14 protein-coding genes are annotated in these 20,718 nt (G+C 45.0%); 6 read left to right on the top strand and 8 right to left on the bottom strand.

All coding sequences use genetic code 11. From position 1 onward, the window contains the following. The first annotated feature begins 1 nt into the window (after position 1). From VE944_RS23975 to cheB, 5 genes are all read left to right on the top strand, one after another. On the top strand, positions 2-1,456 hold the full coding sequence (locus tag VE944_RS23975) for a CHASE3 domain-containing protein (RefSeq protein WP_324982943.1): 1,455 nt from the start codon (positions 2-4) through the stop codon (positions 1,454-1,456). Between the two features lie 339 nt (positions 1,457-1,795). Beyond that, the gene (locus VE944_RS23970; RefSeq protein ID WP_324982940.1) at positions 1,796-3,202 is read left to right on the top strand and encodes a methyl-accepting chemotaxis protein; all 1,407 of its coding nucleotides are present in this window, start codon (positions 1,796-1,798) and stop codon (positions 3,200-3,202) included. A 21-nt stretch (positions 3,203-3,223) separates the two neighbouring features. Then, on the top strand, positions 3,224-4,804 hold the full coding sequence (locus tag VE944_RS23965) for a methyl-accepting chemotaxis protein (protein WP_324982937.1): 1,581 nt from the start codon (positions 3,224-3,226) through the stop codon (positions 4,802-4,804). A gap of 27 nt (positions 4,805-4,831) precedes the next feature. Beyond that, positions 4,832-7,171, top strand: a complete 2,340-nt coding sequence (locus tag VE944_RS23960) for a hybrid sensor histidine kinase/response regulator (RefSeq protein ID WP_324982935.1) — start codon at positions 4,832-4,834, stop codon at positions 7,169-7,171. A gap of 149 nt (positions 7,172-7,320) precedes the next feature. After that, positions 7,321-8,448 carry a chemotaxis-specific protein-glutamate methyltransferase CheB gene (gene cheB, locus VE944_RS23955; protein WP_324982931.1) on the top strand — a complete coding sequence of 376 codons (1,128 nt, stop codon included), beginning with the start codon at positions 7,321-7,323 and terminating at the stop codon, positions 8,446-8,448. Between the two features lie 22 nt (positions 8,449-8,470). Here cheB and VE944_RS23950 read toward each other — a convergent pair whose 3' ends face one another. The 5 genes from VE944_RS23950 to VE944_RS23930 form a co-directional block, all read right to left on the bottom strand. Beyond that, positions 8,471-8,863: a Uma2 family endonuclease gene (locus VE944_RS23950; protein WP_324982928.1), complete on the bottom strand. Its 393-nt coding sequence runs from the start codon at positions 8,861-8,863 to the stop codon at positions 8,471-8,473. A gap of 180 nt (positions 8,864-9,043) precedes the next feature. Further along, entirely contained in the window at positions 9,044-9,265 is a 222-nt protein-coding gene (locus tag VE944_RS23945) for a Uma2 family endonuclease (protein WP_324982927.1), read from the bottom strand. A gap of 149 nt (positions 9,266-9,414) precedes the next feature. After that, entirely contained in the window at positions 9,415-9,798 is a 384-nt protein-coding gene (locus tag VE944_RS23940) for a response regulator (RefSeq protein ID WP_324982924.1), read from the bottom strand. Positions 9,799-9,895: 97 nt separating this feature from the next. Further along, complete coding sequence (locus VE944_RS23935) at positions 9,896-11,935, bottom strand: GAF domain-containing sensor histidine kinase (RefSeq protein ID WP_324982921.1); 2,040 nt, start codon at positions 11,933-11,935, stop codon at positions 9,896-9,898. Positions 11,936-12,514: 579 nt separating this feature from the next. Beyond that, complete coding sequence (locus VE944_RS23930; RefSeq protein WP_324982918.1) at positions 12,515-13,267, bottom strand: alpha/beta fold hydrolase; 753 nt, start codon at positions 13,265-13,267, stop codon at positions 12,515-12,517. Positions 13,268-13,727: 460 nt separating this feature from the next. Between VE944_RS23930 and VE944_RS23925 the strand changes: the two genes are divergently transcribed. Next, positions 13,728-14,036: a hypothetical protein gene (locus VE944_RS23925; protein WP_324982916.1), complete on the top strand. Its 309-nt coding sequence runs from the start codon at positions 13,728-13,730 to the stop codon at positions 14,034-14,036. Between the two features lie 493 nt (positions 14,037-14,529). Here VE944_RS23925 and VE944_RS23920 read toward each other — a convergent pair whose 3' ends face one another. From VE944_RS23920 to VE944_RS23910, 3 genes are all read right to left on the bottom strand, one after another. Beyond that, entirely contained in the window at positions 14,530-17,058 is a 2,529-nt protein-coding gene (locus VE944_RS23920) for a mannose-1-phosphate guanyltransferase (protein WP_324982913.1), read from the bottom strand. 254 nt (positions 17,059-17,312) lie between these two features. Continuing rightward, positions 17,313-19,151, bottom strand: a complete 1,839-nt coding sequence (locus VE944_RS23915) for a glycosyltransferase family 39 protein (RefSeq protein ID WP_324982911.1) — start codon at positions 19,149-19,151, stop codon at positions 17,313-17,315. 102 nt (positions 19,152-19,253) lie between these two features. Beyond that, the gene (locus tag VE944_RS23910; protein WP_324982908.1) at positions 19,254-20,498 is read right to left on the bottom strand and encodes a glycosyltransferase; all 1,245 of its coding nucleotides are present in this window, start codon (positions 20,496-20,498) and stop codon (positions 19,254-19,256) included. Positions 20,499-20,718 lie beyond the last annotated feature (220 nt).

Raw genomic sequence — 20,718 nt, 5'->3', positions numbered from 1 at the left:
TATGCAATACAATTTCAAGCTCGGTCGGGTTGTTACCTTTGGATTTGGTTCGGTATTTGTAGTCATGGTTGTGATTGGCATTGTCTCCAAGCTCACGACCAACAAGTTAGTGGAGTCCAATGGCTGGGTCAGCCACACTTACCAGGTTGAGGGACATCTAGAAAATATTAGCAAGCTGCTAGTCGATGCCGAAACCGGACAGCGTGGCTTTATCCTGACCCAAAAGGCGAACTATTTGGAGCCTTACAACACATCCGTTGCCAATTTTGAGAAAACCTTTGATGAGGTCAACAAGCTGATTCAGGACAACCCGGAACAACTGACACGGCTGAATCAGGTCAAGCAACTGGCAAAAGACAAAATGGCAGAACTTGCTGAAACCATTGAGTTGACGCAGCAGGGAAAACGCCAGGAAGCCCTGAATCTCATCCTTTCTAATAAAGGCAAGCAAATCATGGATGAGGTTCGGGCCAAATTGGCAGAAATGACGCAGATTGAGGATCGCTTGCTGGCAGACAGGCAACAGATAGCGAAGCAGACAGCATTTATGGCAGACTTGGTTTCCTTAGGAGGAACCACAATCGCGATCTTATTCGGCTCATTCGTGTTGTTTTTCATTGGCCGGGAAATTGTGCGACCGATTACTCAGGTCGCTAATGCGATCGCCTCCTCATCCAATGAAATTGCAGCTACGGTCGAGCAACAAGAGCGCACTGCCACCCAACAGGCAACCTCGGTTAGCGAAACCACCACCACAATGGACGAACTTAGCGCCTCTGCCCAACAGTCTGCCAAGCAAGCAGCAACTGCCTCCACCAGCGCTCAACAGGTCTTAAATTTGGCAGATCATGGCAATCAATCACTGACCCGCACCCTGGAAGGAATGACAGCCTTGAGCCACAAAGTTAGTACAGTAGCAGACCAGATGCTGCGCCTGAACGAACAAACCAAGCAAATTGGTAGTATTTCCGGGTTGGTGAGTGACCTAGCAAATCAGACTAATATGTTGGCGCTAAATGCAGCAGTAGAAGCAGTCCGAGCGAGAGAACAGGGCAAGGGATTTGCAGTCGTCGCCGCCGAAATTCGCAAACTGGCAGACCAAAGCAAGAAATCGGCTGAAAAAATTAATGGGCTGGTCAATGACATTCAATCCGCCATCAACTCAACCGTTGTGATGACGGATGAAAGCACGAAAACTGCTGAACAGGGGGCGGTAATGACTGAGCAGACGGTGCAAGTCTTTACCAATGTCACCGATGCCGTCAACCAGATGGTGTTGAATATTCAGCAAATCTCGCTCAACGCCAATCAGCAAGCTACGGCGGTTCAGCAAATTTTACAGGTAATGAATGCACTCAATAGCTCTGCTAGAGATACAGCCACCGGCATCAGTCAGACTCGCGTTAGCACTCACCAACTCAATGACGCAGCTTATAAGCTACAGAGTGTTGTGTAATCAGAGGCAGGGAGTAGGGGGTAGGAGGAAATGGCCTCTTCCTCCTGCTCTGAAGCCTACTAGTTTTTTAGAGTTACTGCGTAACGATGCAACAAAGGTGCAGAGCAAGAGACTTGTGTGTATACCCTAGCTTTAGGCATGGGGCAATACAGTTCAGTTAAGCTTTTTTTCTCCCCCTGCTTCCTCTGCCTCCCCTGCTCCCCCTGCCTGCCTTAACAGATAAATTTGCTTAACCCAAGCGTATTGAGGCATGGGGTCAATCTAAAATCTAAAATCCAAAATTGTGTGAGAGCAATATCTCGAAATCTTTGAATTCATTCACTCACAGAAGATAGCAAGATGGAAAGTAAGCGAAATTGGAAACTGAGATACTGGATTATTGGCGGGTATGCCGTTCCCGTGCTGGCATTGTTAGTTTCTGCCGGTGCGATGATTATTAATATCAACACTGTGAACCAACGATCGGAAGACTTAGTTGCTTCTTATGAGGTCAATTCAGTCATTAGTGACCTTAATGTTAATGTGCAAAGTGCTGCTAAGTCAATCCGAGGCTATTTGTTGGTAAAAAATCAACGGTCGCTTGAGGACTACCGCAAGTCTGAGAAGGACTCCAAGGAATTTCTTGCAAAAATGATGACACTTGCCCGATCAGAAAAGGAACGACAGTCTTTAACCAAACTGGAGGGACTGCTGAATAACCTGACTACTTTGCAGTATGACCTGATTGCAAAGGTAGATGAGGGCAAAGTTAGAGAAGCCGTTGAAACCTGGATCAAGGGAAATGCCCACTCTCTGGTTGAGGATGTTGTAGACCTGATCGAAGAAATACAGCTTCGAGAAGACGAGATTGTTGCAAATGCCGTGAAACAGGAGCAAGAGGCGCTCAATGCCCTCAAGCTCACGATGATGCTAGCAAGTGGACTCTCCCTAGTACTATCTGTTTTGATTGGCATTTGGGTCATTAGCCGCGCTGCCCAACAGATGAATGCCTCTGCCAGTGCGATCGCGGCTTCTACAATCGAAATTACCACAACAATTGAGCAGCAAGAACGCACTACCATGCAACAAGCCAGTTCTGTCAACCAAACCACCACCACAATGGATGAATTGGCGGCTTCGTCGCGCCAGTCTGCCGAACAAGCAGAAGCCTCAGCCGCAGGAGCGCGGCAGGTGTTGTTACTGGTAGACGGTCGCACTCAAGAGGGTCAGTTCAGCCAATCGAGTCTACGCGAGAAAGTAGGCGACATTGCCGCCCAAATTCTCCATCTAAGCGAACAAACCAATCAAATCGGCATGATCTCCACCCTGGTTAGTGATTTAGCAAGTCAAACTAATATGCTGGCGCTCAACGCGGCAGTTGAAGCGGTGCGAGCCGGGGAAAATGGCAAAGGCTTTGCCGTTGTTGCTGCCGAAATTCGCAAACTGGCAGACCAGAGTAAGCGATCGGCTGAAAAAATTAATGTACTGGTCGTAGACATTCAAAAATCGACCAATTCCACCGTTATGGTGACAGGTGAAGGCACGAAAACCGTAGAAAAGATTGTGGATGCCATTAGAACGATCGCGGTGAATGGTCAGCAAATTTCCCTTACTTCCAATCAACAAGCGATCGCAGTGCAACAAGTGGTAGAAGCAATGAACTCGCTCAACATTGCCGCCAGAGAAACCGCTTCTGGCATCAGTCAGATCAAAGTCGGTACGCAACGGCTGAATGATGCCGCCCAGGAGCTAAAAACTGTTGTTTAAAAATGTATTGGAGTTACGGGTATGTTGAAAAATATGTCTTTGCATGGACGATTGATGGGTTCATTTTTGCTGATGGGCGGTGTCGTTTTGGCTGTAGGGTCTGTCGGCTGGTGGGGTACCCATCAATTAACCAGACATATCGACACCCTCAGCCATACCAGCCTACCCAGTATTAACGGGTTGTGGAGAATTAATGAAGGACAAACCCAGATCCAGGCGGCAGAGCGGGCGCTTGTCAATCCTGAGCTACCCCCCTCAGGCAGACAGTCTGAGTTAAATCGGATACAGGTAGCCTGGAAGCAAATCGACGCGGGCTTTGAGCAATATGAACCCGCGCCCCGCACTCCCGAAGAAGACAAGCTCTACCAGACGTTTAAGCAACAGTGGCAGGAGTGGAAGCAGGATCATTCTACATATCTTCGGGCTTACCAAGACTTTGCCCGCTTAGGTATTATTAACCCCAATGCCAGACGGTTGGAACTTTTAAGTCAGGGACGAGAGAATTCTCCAGAAATGAAGGAAGCGATCGCTGCTGCCGCTCAACTCACAAAAATCAGCCAAAACGCTGTTGTAGAAAATGATGATTCATTTGCGGTTACAACTGAATCATTACTGCAACTGATCAAAATCAATCAGACGGTTGCTGATGATGCCATTCAAGCAGCCAGTAACGATGCCAGAATTACAGTAGCTTGGGTGATTACTGGTATTATTGCTGGGCCTCTGGGGGCAATCTTACTAGGATTTTTTCTGAGCAACAAAATTGCTAAACCGTTGACAGGCAAAATTGCTCAAATTGTTCAAACAATGGCTGCCTCCACCAATGAAATCGCCGCTACGGTTGAGCAGCAAGAACGGACTGCGACTCGGCAGGCAAGTTCTGTCAATCAAACCACTATCACCATCGATGAATTGGGAGCCTCATCGCACCAGTCAGCCGAACAGGCAGAATCGGCGGTAGCAGGGGCACGGCAGGCGTTAACTCTTGCAGGTAATGGTGCTGATGCTGTAAAACGCACCCTCAAGGGCATGGAAACCCTACAGCAGAAAGTCGCAGCCATTGCGGAGCATATCACACGCTTAAATGAACAAACTAAGCAGATTGACAGTATCTCTGGTCTGGTAGGCGAGTTGGCAAGCCAGACTAATATGCTGGCGTTAAATGCGGCTGTAGAAGCAGTTCGGGCAGGGGAGCATGGTAAAGGCTTTGCTGTTGTCGCTGCTGAAATTCGCAAACTAGCAGACCAGAGCAAAAAATCAACCGAAAAGATCAGCACCTTGGTACGCGACATTCAATCTGCCATCAGCATCACTGTCGTTGTCACCCATGAAGGCACTAAAACTGTGGAAGAAGGGACGCGAATTGCCCAGGAAACGTCAGAATCCTTTGCTGGTGTAGAAGGTGCAGTGAATAACATTGTCATCAACAGTCAACAGATTTCACTCAATATCAACCAGCAAGCGATCGCCATTCAGCAAATTGTCTCTGCTATGAATGACCTAAATATTGCTGCGCGTGACACTGCCAGTGGTATTAGCCAGATCCGCTCTGGTACTCAACAACTAAACGAGTCAGCGCAAGCGCTCAAGGCAACCATTTAGTCGTTCAACCTCTAACTACTTAAAACTATGATGATCGATGATGAAGAACTGAGAGACGTTTTCAAAGTAGCCAGCGAAGAACACCTGCAAAATCTGGATGATGGATTACTGCATCTGGAAAACCATCCCGACGATCTGGCTGTCCTGGAAGCCTTGATGCGAGAGGCGCATTCCCTTAAAGGCGATGCCAATATGCTGGGAGTCAAAGATGTAGGTACTCTGGCACATCAGATTGAGCATATTTTGACTCAACTCAAGCAACAAGAAAACCCTACATCTTCGGTGGGCAATGGCACAACAGACACACCCTATGAACGCCTTGCTCATGCGATCGCCGCTATCCGCAAACTCGTTCATGAAGCCGTCACCGGAGAACCTGCCAGGGTTGATACCTTTTATGCTCTGGCCGAATTGATGGGAGCGCAGCCAGGAAAAGGGGGTACGGGAGATAGCCCAAACCAGGAGCTAGAAGTCAACAGTATTAAAGTTATAAATATAGTAAAAACCAATACTTTAAATATAAGTCAAGAGCCAAAGGAAAACGGATCAATCCAAAATCCAAAATCCAAAATCGTTCGACTGAGCGAAGCCGAAGTCCAAAATCCCCACACCCCCACCAATAGCTACCGCATCGAAACCATCCGCGTTGGCACTCGTTACCTGGATACGTTGATGACGCAAGCAGGGGAGTTAACTGTAACCAAAATTCGGATTGCTCATCGGCTGGGAGAAATTGAGGCGATCGCTAATCTGTGGGAAGAATGGAATCGAGATTTATTCACTAATCGGTTTGCATTCAGCCGAGAGCAGCAAGGTGATGTCGCCCTCCAACGTTTGGAAACTTTTCATCATCACTCTGAAGAACGATTGGAACAATTGGGTCATTTGGTAAACACGTTGCGGAGTTCCCTTTCAGAAGATACAACTCGACTAGAACACCTAAGTAGCGATCTAGAAGAGGGCATTCGTACCCTTCGATTGCTACCCTTTGCAACGATTTTCAACCTTTTTCCCCGGATGGTGCGCGATCTGGCGCAGCAGCAGGGAAAATCGGTGGAGTTGATCACAGAAGGCAAAGACACCCTTGCCGACAAACGTCTGTTGGAAGAAATGAAAGATCCGCTAATGCACATCCTGCGGAATGCGATCGATCACGGGATTGAGCCACCACAAGAACGGGAACGGCTAGGAAAACCAACAACAGCAACGATTCGGCTCAAAGCTTACCAAACTCCCACTAACATTGTGCTGGAAATCAGTGATGATGGCCGGGGGCTTGACCTGGATAAAATTAAACAAATAGCGGTGAAGCGGGGCATTTGCGGGGAGGAAGAATTGGCAGCAATGGCTCCCAGCCAGATCCAGGCGTTGATCTTCGCACCGGGGTTTTCAACAGCCCCCCTGGTGACAGAAGTATCAGGACGGGGTGTGGGGTTGGATGTGGTGCAAACCAATGTGGAGAAATTGAAAGGTACGATTCAGGTAGAATCGTTTCCCGGGCTGGGATGCACACTGCGCGTCAATCTTGGTATCACCTTGGCAACCGCCCATGTCTTGATTGTGCAAGTGAACCAAATGCCCTATGCCATCCCAGTAGAGTTTGTGCAAACCGCTTGCTTAATCAAGTCAGAAGAGATTTTTCCCTTGGAGGGACGGGACACAATAATTCGGGATAGCCAACCCATTTCGATTGTGCAGTTGGCCGATCTATTAGAACTGCCCCCAATGCCATCTGGATTAACTCAAGAAACAGCCCTTTCCTGTATTATTCTCCAGGTTGGGCAAGCACAACTGGGTGTAGTGGTAGATGCCTTAGTGGATGAGCAAGATGTAGTGATTAAACCCCAAAGTCAGTTACTTAAACGAGTCCGCAATGTTTCTGGAGCAACAATTTTAGGCACTGGAGATGTGTGTATGGTGCTGAATCCCCAGGATTTGGTGAAGTCAGCCCGATCGCGATCGCAGTCTATCTCCTCCACTCAAACTCGTCAACTTGCGCCTACAAAACAAACCGTCCTATTAGTCGAAGATTCTATTGCCACACGCACGCAAGAAAAGCGAATTTTAGAAACCGCAGGTTATCAAGTAATTACTGCTGTAGATGGTTTGGATGGATTGAACAAGCTGCGATCGCACACCGTTGATGCCGTTGTTAGTGATGTGCAAATGCCAAACCTTGATGGCTTGGGGTTAACTGCCAAAATCCGCCAATATCAAGAATATAGCGAACTTCCAATTATCCTGGTTACTTCCCTTGCCAGCGATGAAGATAAACGTCGGGGTGCAGAAGCCGGAGCCAATGCCTACATTATCAAAGGCAGCTTTAATCAAGAAGCCTTGCTGTCAGCCCTCAAACGGTTAGTGTAGAGGTTTTCGGATGGATGAAGAATAATTTTTTCGTATAGCCGTAGTCCACATAAATTAGGACATTTTAAAAGCGTGAATGCTAGCAATAGCAATAGTTTTCCCTCCTTCCTCCTGCCTTCTGCTATAAAATCTCAACTTACTGTCAATTAATGAAAAACTCTGCCCCGATTCGCGTCTTTCTGGTGGAGGATTCGCTCGTCGCCTTAACCATCCTCAAGCGGATTCTGGCAAGTTCCCCGGAGGTGGATGTGGTGGGAACTGCTCCCAATGGTGTGGAAGCATTGGAGCGAATTCCAGCCGCACAGCCCCAGGTAATCTGCACCGATTTACACATGCCCAAAATGGATGGACTGAAACTAACCCGCCGGATTATGGCAGACTATCCCCGTCCCATTCTAGTAATCAGCGCCTCCGTCAACACCCAAGAAGATTCGCGCAATGTTTTTAAACTGCTGCAAGCGGGTGCTTTGGATGTTTTTCCTAAACCCAGCATTGACTTAATTTCAGACTATGAACAAGTCAAGCACGAATTAATCAACCGGATCAAAGTTCTGGCAGGGGTTACAGTCTTTACTCGCCACACTTCCCGAACTGCGACGATAGAGCCGAGAACGCATCCTGCTAGCCCCGAAAGTAAGCCAGAACCATTCAGCCCAAAACCGATCAATAACTCGCAATTCCCCATTCGTAATTCCCTGTCCCTGCCCAAAGTCGTGGCGATCGGAGCCTCCACAGGCGGCCCCCAGGCACTATACACGATCCTAAAACAACTGCCTGCAAACTTTCCCGTACCTATTCTGTGTGTCCAACATATCAGCGAAGGATTTCTGCAAGGACTGGTAGATTGGCTGGCAGCAGAATGTTTCCTGCGCGTGACGATCGCCCAACCGGGAGAATTTCCCAAACCGGGTACTGTCTACTTCGCTCCCGAACGACAACACCTGCAACTCGACACTCAAGGGCGATTAACCACCATCAGCACCCCTCCAGTTTCCGGTCATCGTCCCTCCGTTACAGTTTTGTTTCAAGGCGTTGCCACCTGCTACCCACGATCGGCGGTTGGTATTTTACTGACTGGCATGGGACGGGATGGTGCAGATGGATTACAAGCGATCGCCCAAGCCGGAGGCACTACCATTGCCCAGGATGAACAAACCTGCGTTGTCTTCGGGATGCCCAAAGAAGCGATCGCTCTGGGAGCCGCCCAACATATTTTGGCGATCGGCGAAATTGCCCCCATGCTATTAAATCGCATTTCCAGTTATCGGCTGAGTTAGGTGTAGCCATAACCCATCAATGCTATACATGTCCAAATGCCAAAATCTGAGCAGCACTTAGCTTAAAATCAGGAATGACCGTCGATACCAGGGGAGTGTCATCCGTATAAATCGTGTCTTCATATTGCCCGTTCACCCATAAGCACAGCGTCACTTGCTGCATTTCCGGGTCAATAATCCAGTATTCTGCAATCCCTCGCGCCGCATATTCTGTGCGTTTGTAACGATAGTTTCGGTCGCGATTCTCCTGTCCCGGTGACACCACCTCAATTACGATCGCAGGTGGCGGCATATCCCGTGTTAAGGTTGCCCGCCTTGCTCCTGCCAAGGCAGTTCGTGATTCTTCTGTATGAACCAGCATATCTGGCAACCGACACTTTGCCAGTCGCCCAGTTACTTCAACCTCTGTTCCCACAGCAATTAATGCAATTGTTCAGGAGGCAGGAGTTAGGAGGCAGGAGGCAGGAGGAACCCACGTTTAAAAACATGGGATTGAAGAAACAATGACGCCTTGTGTCTCGTGCTACGCATCTCGACACAAATCTTTCTATACTAGTGGGCTTTATACCCACAACTAAAGTTTTAATTGATACTCTTAACCTTCTGCCTCCTGCCTCCTGCCCTCTGCCTCTCTTTGTAAATGTTTTGCCAACTCAAATAATAGATATTTAGCAATGTCTAAATTGCCCTGGCTTTCAGTCGGTATTTCTACTAACTCTCCATCTACAAGCTCATAGCGCGTGTCAGTACCGTCGTCATAGGCAAGGTATTCCTCTATTGTCATCAACTTTGGGAAATTGAGTGCAGTTTGAGTCATGGTTATGAATCTCCGCGATCGCTGCCGCAAGGTTGTCAGGATAGAAAACTGGCTGTGCCAATCTTAGCAAATCCTCATTCTGCGCCGATGTTTTCTCCATCCTACAGATTCGCAATCTAATATCTCAAATTGGATGATGAACAAGCAGATTAGGAGCCAATAAATTTTCGTACAGCTTCGCGCAATTGTTCAGCATCAAAAGGTTTGATCAGATATTCTGTTGCACCCGCGAGATGACCCTTCACCCGGTCGAAGGGGGAATCTTGAGAAGTCACCATAATCACAGGCAAATGCTGAAACTGGGGCAGGCTCCGCACCGTGCGGCAAAACTCCAACCCGTTTACATCCGGCATCTGCACATCTAATAGCAAGACTGAAATCGGTTGATGATAAATGATCGACAGGGCATCAAGGGCGTTAGCGGCTGTTATTACTTGATAGCCCGGTTCTAAGGCTCGTTTAATCATTTGATGAATTACAAGGCTATCATCAAGCGCGAGAACAATCGGTGAGCTTGTCGTACCATTTGACATACTTTACAAGTCGATGAGTCAATCATCGTAGGCGTTTACCCTAGCATTCCCAAAGGAAGACTTGAACAATTGATATTTTGATAATTTTATACACACTTTAAGTATTTTTAACCAGAGGCTCAACCGGAATTTGAATCAAAAACTCGCTGCCTTTCCCAAGTTCTGAGGAGCATTTTAAAATGCCGCCATGTTTTTCAACCACAATTTGATAGCTGATGGACAGTCCCAGCCCGGTTCCCTTGCCGATGGGTTTGGTGGTGAAGAATGGATTGAACAGTTTTTGCTGAGTTGTTTCTGTCATTCCAGAACCGTTATCTCGAATCCGAATCACTACACTATCTGCGTGGGAAACTTGGGATAGATCGGAACTACCCGATTCTCTACTAATGAGTTCTGTTTGAATGGTAATGATCGGATTAGGCGTTTCATCTAAGGCATCGATCGCGTTACCCAAAAGATTCATGAATACTTGATTTAATTGCCCCGCATAACAATCAACAGGCGGTAAATTTTCGTATGCTTTAATCACTTGAATCTCAAACTTGGCGCTGGTTAATTTCAAGCGACTCTTCAAAATTAACAACGTGTTGTCAATCCCTTCATGGATATCCACAGCTTTCATCTCGGCTTCATCCAGGCGCGAGAAGTTCCGCAAAGACAAAACAATTTGTCGAATTCGTTCTCCACCCATTCGCATCGAGGACAATAGACTGGGCAAATCTTGTGTTAAGAAATCAAAGTCTATGGTCTCCATCTTTTCCTGAATAGCAGCAGTCGCATTGGGATAGGTTTCCTGATAAAGATGCAATAGTTCTAGTAAATCCCGAACATAGTCGGTTGCATAAGCAATATTGCCGTTAATAAAGTTGATCGGGTTGTTGATTTCATGGGCAACTCCGGCCACCAATTGTCCCAGGCTCGACATCTTCTCTTGCTGTATCAGTTGCATTTGGGTTTGCTGTAACTGGCTCAGTGCGTTCCCTAGATAGTTAGCTTGAGTTTGAGCGGCAAAGGCAGTTGCTCGTGTTTGGGCAAGCAGTTCTGCTTGATCAAGAGCGATCGCTACTTGATCGGTAACAGCTTTGAGTAACCGGATTTCGCTATTAGTCCATTGGCGCGAACCGCGACAGTGATGGCAAATAATAGCACCTAATTGACCAGAATGCGTTCTGAGTGGCAGCAACAGCACCGAGGTTACTCCCAGTTGATGCAGCAAGGCGCGATCTTCCGAGGTGAGTGCCTCTGAGGTGGTAGAAACATCTTCAATCCGCAGCATATCTAGATTTAAGATAGTTTCTGCCAGAACGGAGCCTAAGCCTAGGGAAAGTTCTCCTAGCGCCATTTGAATCTCTGGGTTAGTCGCTTCATGAGTCACCATAAAGTTGAACTGATCTTTGTTGGGCAGACACCACACAAAGTCACAGCGATCAACTCGCAACAGAGTATGAATCTCATTTACTGCCGTTTGTAAAATCGTGTCCAGATCCAGAGAATTACGGATTTGATTTGCCAGATTAAACAGAATTGAATCTTGTTGACCAACCAATTCCTGAGTAATCAATTGCTGTTTTAGTTGTTTGATTTCCGGGATCATTTGACGCAACTTTGTGGTGTTGCGCTTTAGCTCCAATTGCGCTACTACTTGGTGGCTGAGTGTCTGCAATCCCTTCTGTTGTTTCTGGCTCAGATCACGCGGTTCATAGTCCATGACGCAGAGTGTACCTAGGACGCAACCGCCAGCTGTTACCAGGGGGACTCCGGCATAAAACCGGATATTAGGAGCATTTATAACGAAGGGATTGGTGGCAAAGTGGGGGTCAGCTAAGGTATCTGGAATCACAAATACATCTGACTGACGAATGGTGTGGTTACAAAACGTGATATCTCGACGAATTTCTCTTAATGTGATTCCCACGTTAGACTTAACTAACTGGCGATCGGCTCCGATAAAACTCACTAGTGCCATTGGAGTTTGGCACAGATCAGCTGCCAGTGCTGTTAAGTCATCTAATGCCTGATCAGGTACAGTATCTAAACCCTGAAACTGATACACTGCTTTGAGTCGTGTCAGTTCGTTGTTGCAGGGTCTGGTTGTACAAGAGAGCATGGAATCAAGTAATAATTCAGGGATTTTCATAGTTTTATTTTAATTAAGGTGCGATCGCTAATTTGACAGTCAAACAGGTAGATTTGCAATCACTACTCTAAGTTTTTCTAAAGCTTTAGATTTCATAAGTTCTTATTTAGTAGCAATATTTTAAATCAAATTATGAATGCGACTTTAAGTATAACGCTGTTCACTTCGATACTGTTAATAATCTGCGATCGCTGAACTTAAACAAAATTCATTTTGAGCTACAGGCGCGGCAAAACAAGCACCTTCTCTACGAGAGGCGCTTGCGATCGCTTATCCTTCCATTACCCGGATCTTTCTTAACATTTGCAAGAGTGTTGACTCAGGTTTTTATAACCCTGATTCGTTCGTTGATCATTCTCAATAAAAACGCAGTTAGCGAGAACATTAAAAGCGATTTTGTCAAGTATGCCTAACTTCTCAGTGTCTAAGACGGTTATAGAACATGGGTTTCAAGATTGTAAATAGAGATGTGGGTAACGCATAGCCTGGTAGGGAAGGGGGAGAATTCAAAGCCTCTCAAGAGCAGGAGAGAGGAATGGAAGTGAGGTCAAAAATTAAGTTGCACATCGCGTGATATTACTAATTTGTAGAACTGCTAAAAGATAGTGCAGATGCTTTCAATAGATGCGGATGGTAGCGTTGCCAAAAACTCAAAATCTGTTCGCCAACCTGTTGTGGATAGAAGTAGTGAAAGAAATGATATCCTTGTGGGCATTCCCAGAGTTTATCTTCTGGCTTCAACCAATTCAACCAGTCATGCAATACAGTTGAGTTGACTACCGGATCACTCTTGCTACCACATACCATCATTGGCATAGAAACTCCACCCTTGGGTAAATAAACCAACTTAAATAAAGAGTGTGACGAGGGAGATTGTTCTAAATCTTTATCTAAGGCAGCTACTAACTTTTTAGCGGTATGAGGCGGTTGACTTCCAAATAGACTGCGAACGCTGCTTGCTAAAACTAGTTCACGGCTGATGCTAAAAAGTTGTCTTTGAAAGTAATAATGAGCTTGCCAATTGTTTGCAGGTTGAGCAGCTACAGCCAGCAAAGTGAGCGATCGCACTTTTTGTGGAAATCGCCGCGCAAAGCTTAAGGCGATCGCACCACTCATACCATGACCTGCCAAATGCACGGGGCGATCGCGCCATTCTAAAAACTCATATAGCAACTCCACAGCTTGATCTATGGAACTGGCTTCATCTTTGGTTTGCTGGTATTCCCACTGGGCGATTCTCATATACCCAGATAAGTATTGAAGTAATGGTTTATCAAAACGCTTCAAAATAGGACTGGCATTTAACCACAGAACATCAAATGAATCAGACATAAATACCTATAACTTCTAAATTATCAATTTCAGATGTGCTACCTTACTCATGCCGAATTTTTTCAGCATCAAATTCAGTGTTACTAGTCTGATCCCTGTAAAATAAACTGATTTTTTTCGACATACTTTCACCTGTATATAGTTTTGCGTTAGCGAAGCTCACCGAAGGTATCGCCAAAATACCTATTTGCCTTGTTGAAATATATTTTGGCTTAATGAATATCTATCTCAATAAGTCTGAAGATATCCTACCAGAGTTATTAAAACTTTTTATCATTTAGCTTAAGTTAAATTTTGTAAAGTATTTCAGGAAACAAACCGAAAAGGCGGGTGGCGCTTCATTGCACCCCAACTTCTTGTAAGTGGCTTACGATATGCTCACACAATATTCAGAATCATTACTGGTTTCAAAAGATACATGTGCAGAAGAAGCTAGAGAAAGTAAATTTTTTGTGCATTTATGAAATTCATCCAAACACTAAAAGTAGCTGTAATTCCTGTTTTGACTGTGTTGAGCTTGTTGTCTGCATCAAATAAAGTACTAGCTGACTATTTAACTAGTCAGGGTTCAGGAGGTAATTCCCGTTACGAATTATGGTCTACTGATGATAATAGCCGTTACTATTTGAAAATTTGGTCGTCTGAAGCAAGTCCAAACAGTGAACCATACTACACAAGTAGAGCATTCACCTCTACTGGGGAAGCTTTAATTTATTTTGATTGCAACTACGCTGGTAAGAATTTACCTGAATGTCAGAATGTTCAATAATAATTTTGAACCCTTCTCAAAGAATCCTGGGAGGGTTAGCCGTAGGAATTATATTTAATTTGTGAAAATTTGCGGTGTCGAGATCCCCGACTTCTTTAAGAAGTCGGGGATTTAACTTTTCACGAATAATATCATGTCCGCTTAATTACTTATTAAACTCGAAGAACCCCACCCCGCCAAAGCTACGCTTTGTCTCCCCTCCCCGCAAGCGGGGAGAGGTTGGGGGTGGGGTGTAATGACTGTGGTTAGCATAACTATTTATGCGGACATGATATAGTTTAGGATTATTATATTTTTTCTTTGGTAATATTTTAAATTGAATAATTTATAAATATAAATTACCTATATTTTTGGTTAATTTTTAATATTTTGAGTAAACTACAGAGACAAAAGTGAAAACCTACTTTCTTTCCGCTAATTGGGCTGATGTCAAGATAATTCGTAGTTCGTAATTAAAAAATTAAATTACGAATTACGAATTACGAATTACGAATTACGCTTCGGCTGGTTGATATTCTTCTTGTCTTTCTACAAAAGTCTGTACACGAGTGCGGTAGTTTCTCACAGTCTCATCTACCCATTCGCGATCGTTGCTATTTGCATACAAATGCACCAGTGGTTCGCTGGCATCAGGTAAAACTAACAGCCAACTATCATCGTAGGGCTGACAAATTTTCACTCCATCGATGAGTTCTAGGTTTTGGGCTGGATGAGTTTCCACCAAGTAACGCATCAAAGCACCTTTGGCAGTCCACGGGCAGCGTACTGTATAACTTTTGTGAATTACACGCGGCAATTCTGACCGTGCAGCAGCAAGCGATCGCTCCTGTATAGTCAACATCTCAATTATCTTTGCAATGCAGAACATGGCATCAAACCCCGGATGCAGTTGCGGGAAAATAAAACCAGTCTCTCCACTTCCTCCTAATACCACATTCGGGTTTTTCTGACAAGCTTCCATTAAAGCTGTAGGGTTGGCTTTAGTGCGAATCACTCTGCCATCATGGCGGCGGGCGACTTGTTCAATAGCACTGGAAGCATGAACTGGTACAACTACTGTTCCTCTGGGGTTAGCTGTCAGAATCATGTCTACCATCAGTGCAGTTAGAGTTTCGCCACGAATTGGGTAGCCTGATTCATCAACTAAAATTAGTTGTTCTCCATTAGCCGTGACTTGCACACCAAAGTTAGCTTTCAACGCCTCCACTACATGACCTAACTGAGCCAGCAGTCCTTCGCGATCGGTGATTGACATCGCACTTTTATTGACACTGGCATTCAGTACTACTGCATCAGCACCAAATTTATCCAGCATTTGGGGTAAAACTGCCCCTGATACTGCATAAACATAGTCAATAACCACTTTTGCGCGGCTATTGCGGAGTGTATGAACATGCAATAGTTTCTCAAAAGCAGTGCAGTAGCGATCCATGACTTGGCTAGGATAAGAGACATCGCCAATTTCATGAATTAGCGCCCGCCGCATATCTTCCTTAAAGTAAGCCCCTTCAATTTTCTTTTCCAGGGCTTTGGTGATATTAATGCCCTTTACATCCATGAATTCAATCAAAATGTAGTCAGGGCGATCGGGGTGGACTCGCACATGGATACCACCAACTACCGACATTGTGGGTATAACCGTGCGGGCGATGGGGATAGCTGTAGCATCGAGGTTTTGAATATCAATACCTACTGACATCAAACCAGCAATAAGCGATCGCGTCACCATCCGAGAGACATTACGCTGGTCACGGGAAACCGTTACTTTAGAACCTGGTTTTAAGGTAGAACCGTAAGCAGATCCCAATTTCACAGCAAATTCTGGGGTGATGTCAATATTAGCTAATCCTTGGACACCACGCTGTCCAAATAAATTCCGTTGGGCGGTGTTCCCCCAAATTAAGTTAATGTTTAAAACTGCCCCTGACTCAATCTTTTTACTAGGCCAAACGCGCACGCCAGGGCTAATTTGAGCTTCTTCTCCTACCGTGGAAAGCGAACCAACAACAGCAGCTTCTAATACATGGGCGCGGCGGTCTACACGAGCACCACGGGAAATTACACAAGCAGAAAGATGTGCTTCATCGCCAATAAATGCCCCATTCCACACTATGGGACGTTTGAGATTCGCATCAGCGCCAACAGTGACATTATCGCCAATAACAGTTCCTGCCTCAATTTGGACTCTTGCACCGATGCGGCAGTTGTCACCAATTACTGCTGGGGTTTCAATAACAGCCGTCTGGTCGATGTAAGTATTTTGACCCACCCATAACTCATGAGAAACTTGTTTGTAGGCATAATCTAATTGCACTTTCCCCTCTAAAGCGTCATATTGAGCTTCCCGATAAGCATCTAAGTGACCAACATCGCACCAATAACCTTGAGCAATGTAGCCATACATTGGCTCATCTTTTGCTAATAGTAAGGGGAATAAGTCTTTAGAAAAGTCACATTCAATGTTTGCTGGCAGATATTCCAAAACTTCTGGTTCGAGAATGTAAGTGCCAGTGTTGACGGTATCAGAAAAAATTTCACTACTAGAGGGTTTTTCTAAAAATCGGCTAATTCGCCTTTCCTCATCGGTAATCACCACCCCAAATTCAATCGGGTTGGGAACCCTGGTCAAAATCAAAGTAGCTTTCGACTTATTTTGTTTGTGAAATGCGATCGCAGCCGTGAGGTCAAAATCTGTTATGCTATCGCCGCTAATGACTAAAAAGGTTTCATCAAGAAGTTCAGCAATGTTTTTCACACAGCCTGCTGTACCCAGAGGTTGATCTTCTTCGACGGCATAAGTCATTTGGACACCAAAATCACTGCCATCTTGAAAATAGTCTCGCAAGACATCAGGTAAATAATGCAACGTCGCAATAACTTCTGTAATTTGATGTCGTTTGAGGAGATTGATAATATGTTCGGCTATTGGTCGATTAAGGATCGGCACCATCGGTTTAGGCAGATCGCAAGTTAACGGGCGAAGCCGCGTTCCCGAACCCCCCGCCATCAGTACTGCACGCATAAATCCTCCTTAACTTGGTTACAGCCTTCGCTGCTTGAAAACGTGTCAGATATATTTTGTTCTTCTTTATCTAGTCTGCTATGGATATCGATATTTGAGGAACTTCCACAAGATGCATTACCGCAAGGCGGAAGTCAAAAGTTAAAAGTCAAAAGTTTTGTACAAGGCTTTTGCAGGGAATTGGGCATTGGTTATTCTTCTTGTCTTCCTCATCTCCCCCTGCTTCCCCTGATCCTTACTCTCCACTCCCCACCTTATTGGCAATGATAAAGTTTATACTCGTAGCCATCTATGCTAGGCATTGATTGAGTATCAGGTATAACGCAGGTTTTGACGGCTTCTGCTACTGGTGCGTAAAAGTTTACCAGCCACAAGTCAAAAGGGCGTGGTAATTTATTTAAAGTATTTTCCAAAGCAATAGTGGAAGTATTCGGGTCTTTGTCTTGATGAGCGAGGAGAAACAAAGGTTTTTGGAGTGAGTTAGCAAGTTTAATCTCCCTAGCGACTCCCATCATTTCTCCAGTGTGTACATAAGTTCTGTGGGTGGCGGCAATTAGTACTGGTGTGGCAGATGTCTGTTGAATCAGTTGCACAAATAGATCAGGGCGATAATATTTTTGATAGCCAAGATTGCAGATTACTGTAACTGCACTGAAAAATCCCATTAGCCAAATTAACATCACGGCTTTTTTACCGTTTATTCCCCATTTACCTATGCCTTTTATTTCCTTGGGGGGATGCCAACAAACTGCGAGACTTGCCCCTAGTAAAACAACGATCGCGGGAAAGTAAACAAAGTTATATCTAGCACCCCTAGTCAGGTCAATACCCAAAAAGTACGTAAAGATAAAGAATAAAGCGATCGCACTGCTCACTACTCCAGCAAACACCTGAATCATAATCCGGTTTTCTGAGGGCTGTAGTTGAATCTTGATTGCACGCAGCAAAATTGGTACTGCCCAAATAAAAAAAGTCAGCATCACCACTCCAGAAGGAATCACAACCAAAGCTTGAGAAGATTCAACTGGTAATAGGGAAATCATTGCAATCAATGTTCCTAAAGCTTGAAAAATTGGGCTTAACCACTCTAGTCCAACACGCGAACCTCGAATCCACTCGGTCAAATTATCACGATTTTTATTCTCTGATAAGATTGGTATCCAAATTAAACCCGCCACACAAGTACCTACAACAACGGCATAGATGCGCCGCCAAGGAGAAGAAAAGAAAAGAGAAAATTTGCTGCTAGTTTGCAATTGAAGCCAAGCAAGAAAAATCAAAACTATGGCTTCTGTGCAGAGGGTAAGGCTGAAGAAATAATGAGTAGCAAATCCTAAAGCATTAATTCCTACCCATAAAAGTGCTACCCATATAGGTAAAGGTGTACGGTTTTGAATATGACGTGTAGCAATAACTAAGCAGGTGAGAGAACCAATTACCCATAAGATTGCTAAAGTGTAATGACGCGCTTCTTGTGCTAAAAATACGCCATAAGGTGATACCGCGATCATGGCAGCAGTCAAGTGCCCCACTAATTTCGAGCGAAATGCTACTTTGCCTAACACATAAAAACACGGTATAGAAGCAGCACCGAGTATAGCTGGTAGCGATCGCGCCCCAAACAACGATACTAAGCCTCCGTCGCTGGAAAATAATTTCATCCACAGGAAAGCCAGCACAAAATACAGTGGTGGATGACTATCTTGTGTAGCTAAGTTATGAACCACATCACCAATGCTAGCTGCTGGGTTTGGTTGCAGTGGTTGCAATAAGATATCAGGCGCGATCGCTTGATCTAGGGGTACTGATAAAAAAGTATTCCCCAAGCTAAACACCAAGGTGGCAAACTCATCAGTCCAAGGAGGCTTTGCCGTCAAGTTGGTTAGACGTAAACTGATGCCGATGATCAACCACACTAAGTTCAACAACGGGTGAAGCCAGGAAGCAGGGAGGCGAGTCTGCCAATTATGCCAATGCTTGCGTTGTGAGGTAGAATTTGCATCTACTATGGGCAGAAAACGGGCAGCATAGACAGGTAGCAACGAGATAATTTTTCTGTAAAAATCAAATGCACCTTGGAAAAAAGCTCTCATTGCTGGGCCTCACACAAATGGACTTGTAGATTTGACGTTTTAGATTTTAGTTCGTTCTAAAGTCTAAGAACAAAAATCAAAATCTCAAATCCCTCGTTGTGATTATTTCACATCAGTGACGCGCCAGCTAAGTTTCAAATTAATCCAGAAATTCCAGATGGTAGCAACTGCGATCGCAATAAAGTTCGCAATATAACGGTTAGGAATAAGAAAATTAAATACCAAATTTAATATCAGTACATTTAATACCAGTCCAGCAAGGCAAATGGCGTTAAATTTCAAAAATCGCTTCAGGCGTTGCTGCCATTCTTGCTGTCTGGCGCTGACATCAGCAAATGTCCAAGCGTCATTCCAAAAGAAATTATTTAAAATTGCAATTTCACCAGCAAGAATTTTGCTGCGCGTCAGCGGCCAAGCCAAGGTAGTTGGATCACTAAGCAAGTAAAGAATTGCCATATCTACAAATACCCCACTAAAGCCAACCAACCCAAAGCGGACGAATCGACCAATTGGGAAATTGACTTTTCTATTCAATCGTCCTACCCGTCCTGTGGAAAGCCGCAACCGTACCAAGTGGTGGATGTAATCGATATATTGCTTCCATGTCACCTTACTCTCACCCTCTTTGCGTTCACAGAACACATACCCAACTTCGGCAACTTGGTCTACCTTTCCCCGTCCGATTACTTCTAGGAGAATTTTGTATCCAACTGGATTGAGTGTTGCATTTGCGATCGCACTCCGACGCACCATAAAATAACCACTCATGGGGTCGGAAACTCTTCCCAGTACCCCCGGTAAGATCACCAAGCCCAACAACTGAGCGCCACGAGACAAGAAACGCCGAGCAACACTCCAGCTACTGACGCCGCCTCCGTCCACATGACGGCTGGCTACTGCCAAATCTGCTCCCTGCTCAACACTACGCAACAGTTGCATCAGCACCTCTGGTGGATGCTGCAAATCTCCATCAATCACCCCCAAAATATTCCCTGTGGCTGCTTGCCACCCACGAATCACCGCAGAAGATAGCCCCCGTTCTTGTTGGCGTCGCATCACGCGCAACTGAGGGTATTCTGTCGTCAAGGATTGTGCTATTTCCCAAGTTCGGTCTGGGCTATCATCGTCTACCACAATCAATTCATACTGTCTTGGAATAGATTCATCCAGTAACTGACTCAATATATTGACCACATTCTTGATGTTGTCACGTTCTTTATAAGTAGGAATTACTAGGGAAAGATGGATAGATTCACCATTTATACCTACACCGTTAGGGGGCAACTCTGAAATCTTTAATGGCCCAGTTGGTACTGTTAACAGCGAGTTGGATGAGTTTTCCTTCATAATTTCACCTTACAGAAGAAGGATGTGTAAAAACCGAGAGAAACAAAGCCGAACATCTGCTGGCTTGATTGATTGAATTTGGTTAGTTAATTGATGAATACTTTTATTGCAGTTAGCTGTTTTGAAAAGTTTAGTAATTTCCGCGCCTCAATTCAAAATATTTTCCTAAACTTCATCTAAACTTTACATTTAACCACTCGGTTTTATAGTATGCTTATGA

This window comes from Nostoc sp., from assembly GCF_035638895.1.
GTDB lineage: Bacteria > Cyanobacteriota > Cyanobacteriia > Cyanobacteriales > Nostocaceae > Nostoc.
The sequence above is the reverse complement of the archived record's forward strand: the minus strand, read 5'-3'. Positions and strand labels throughout refer to the sequence as shown.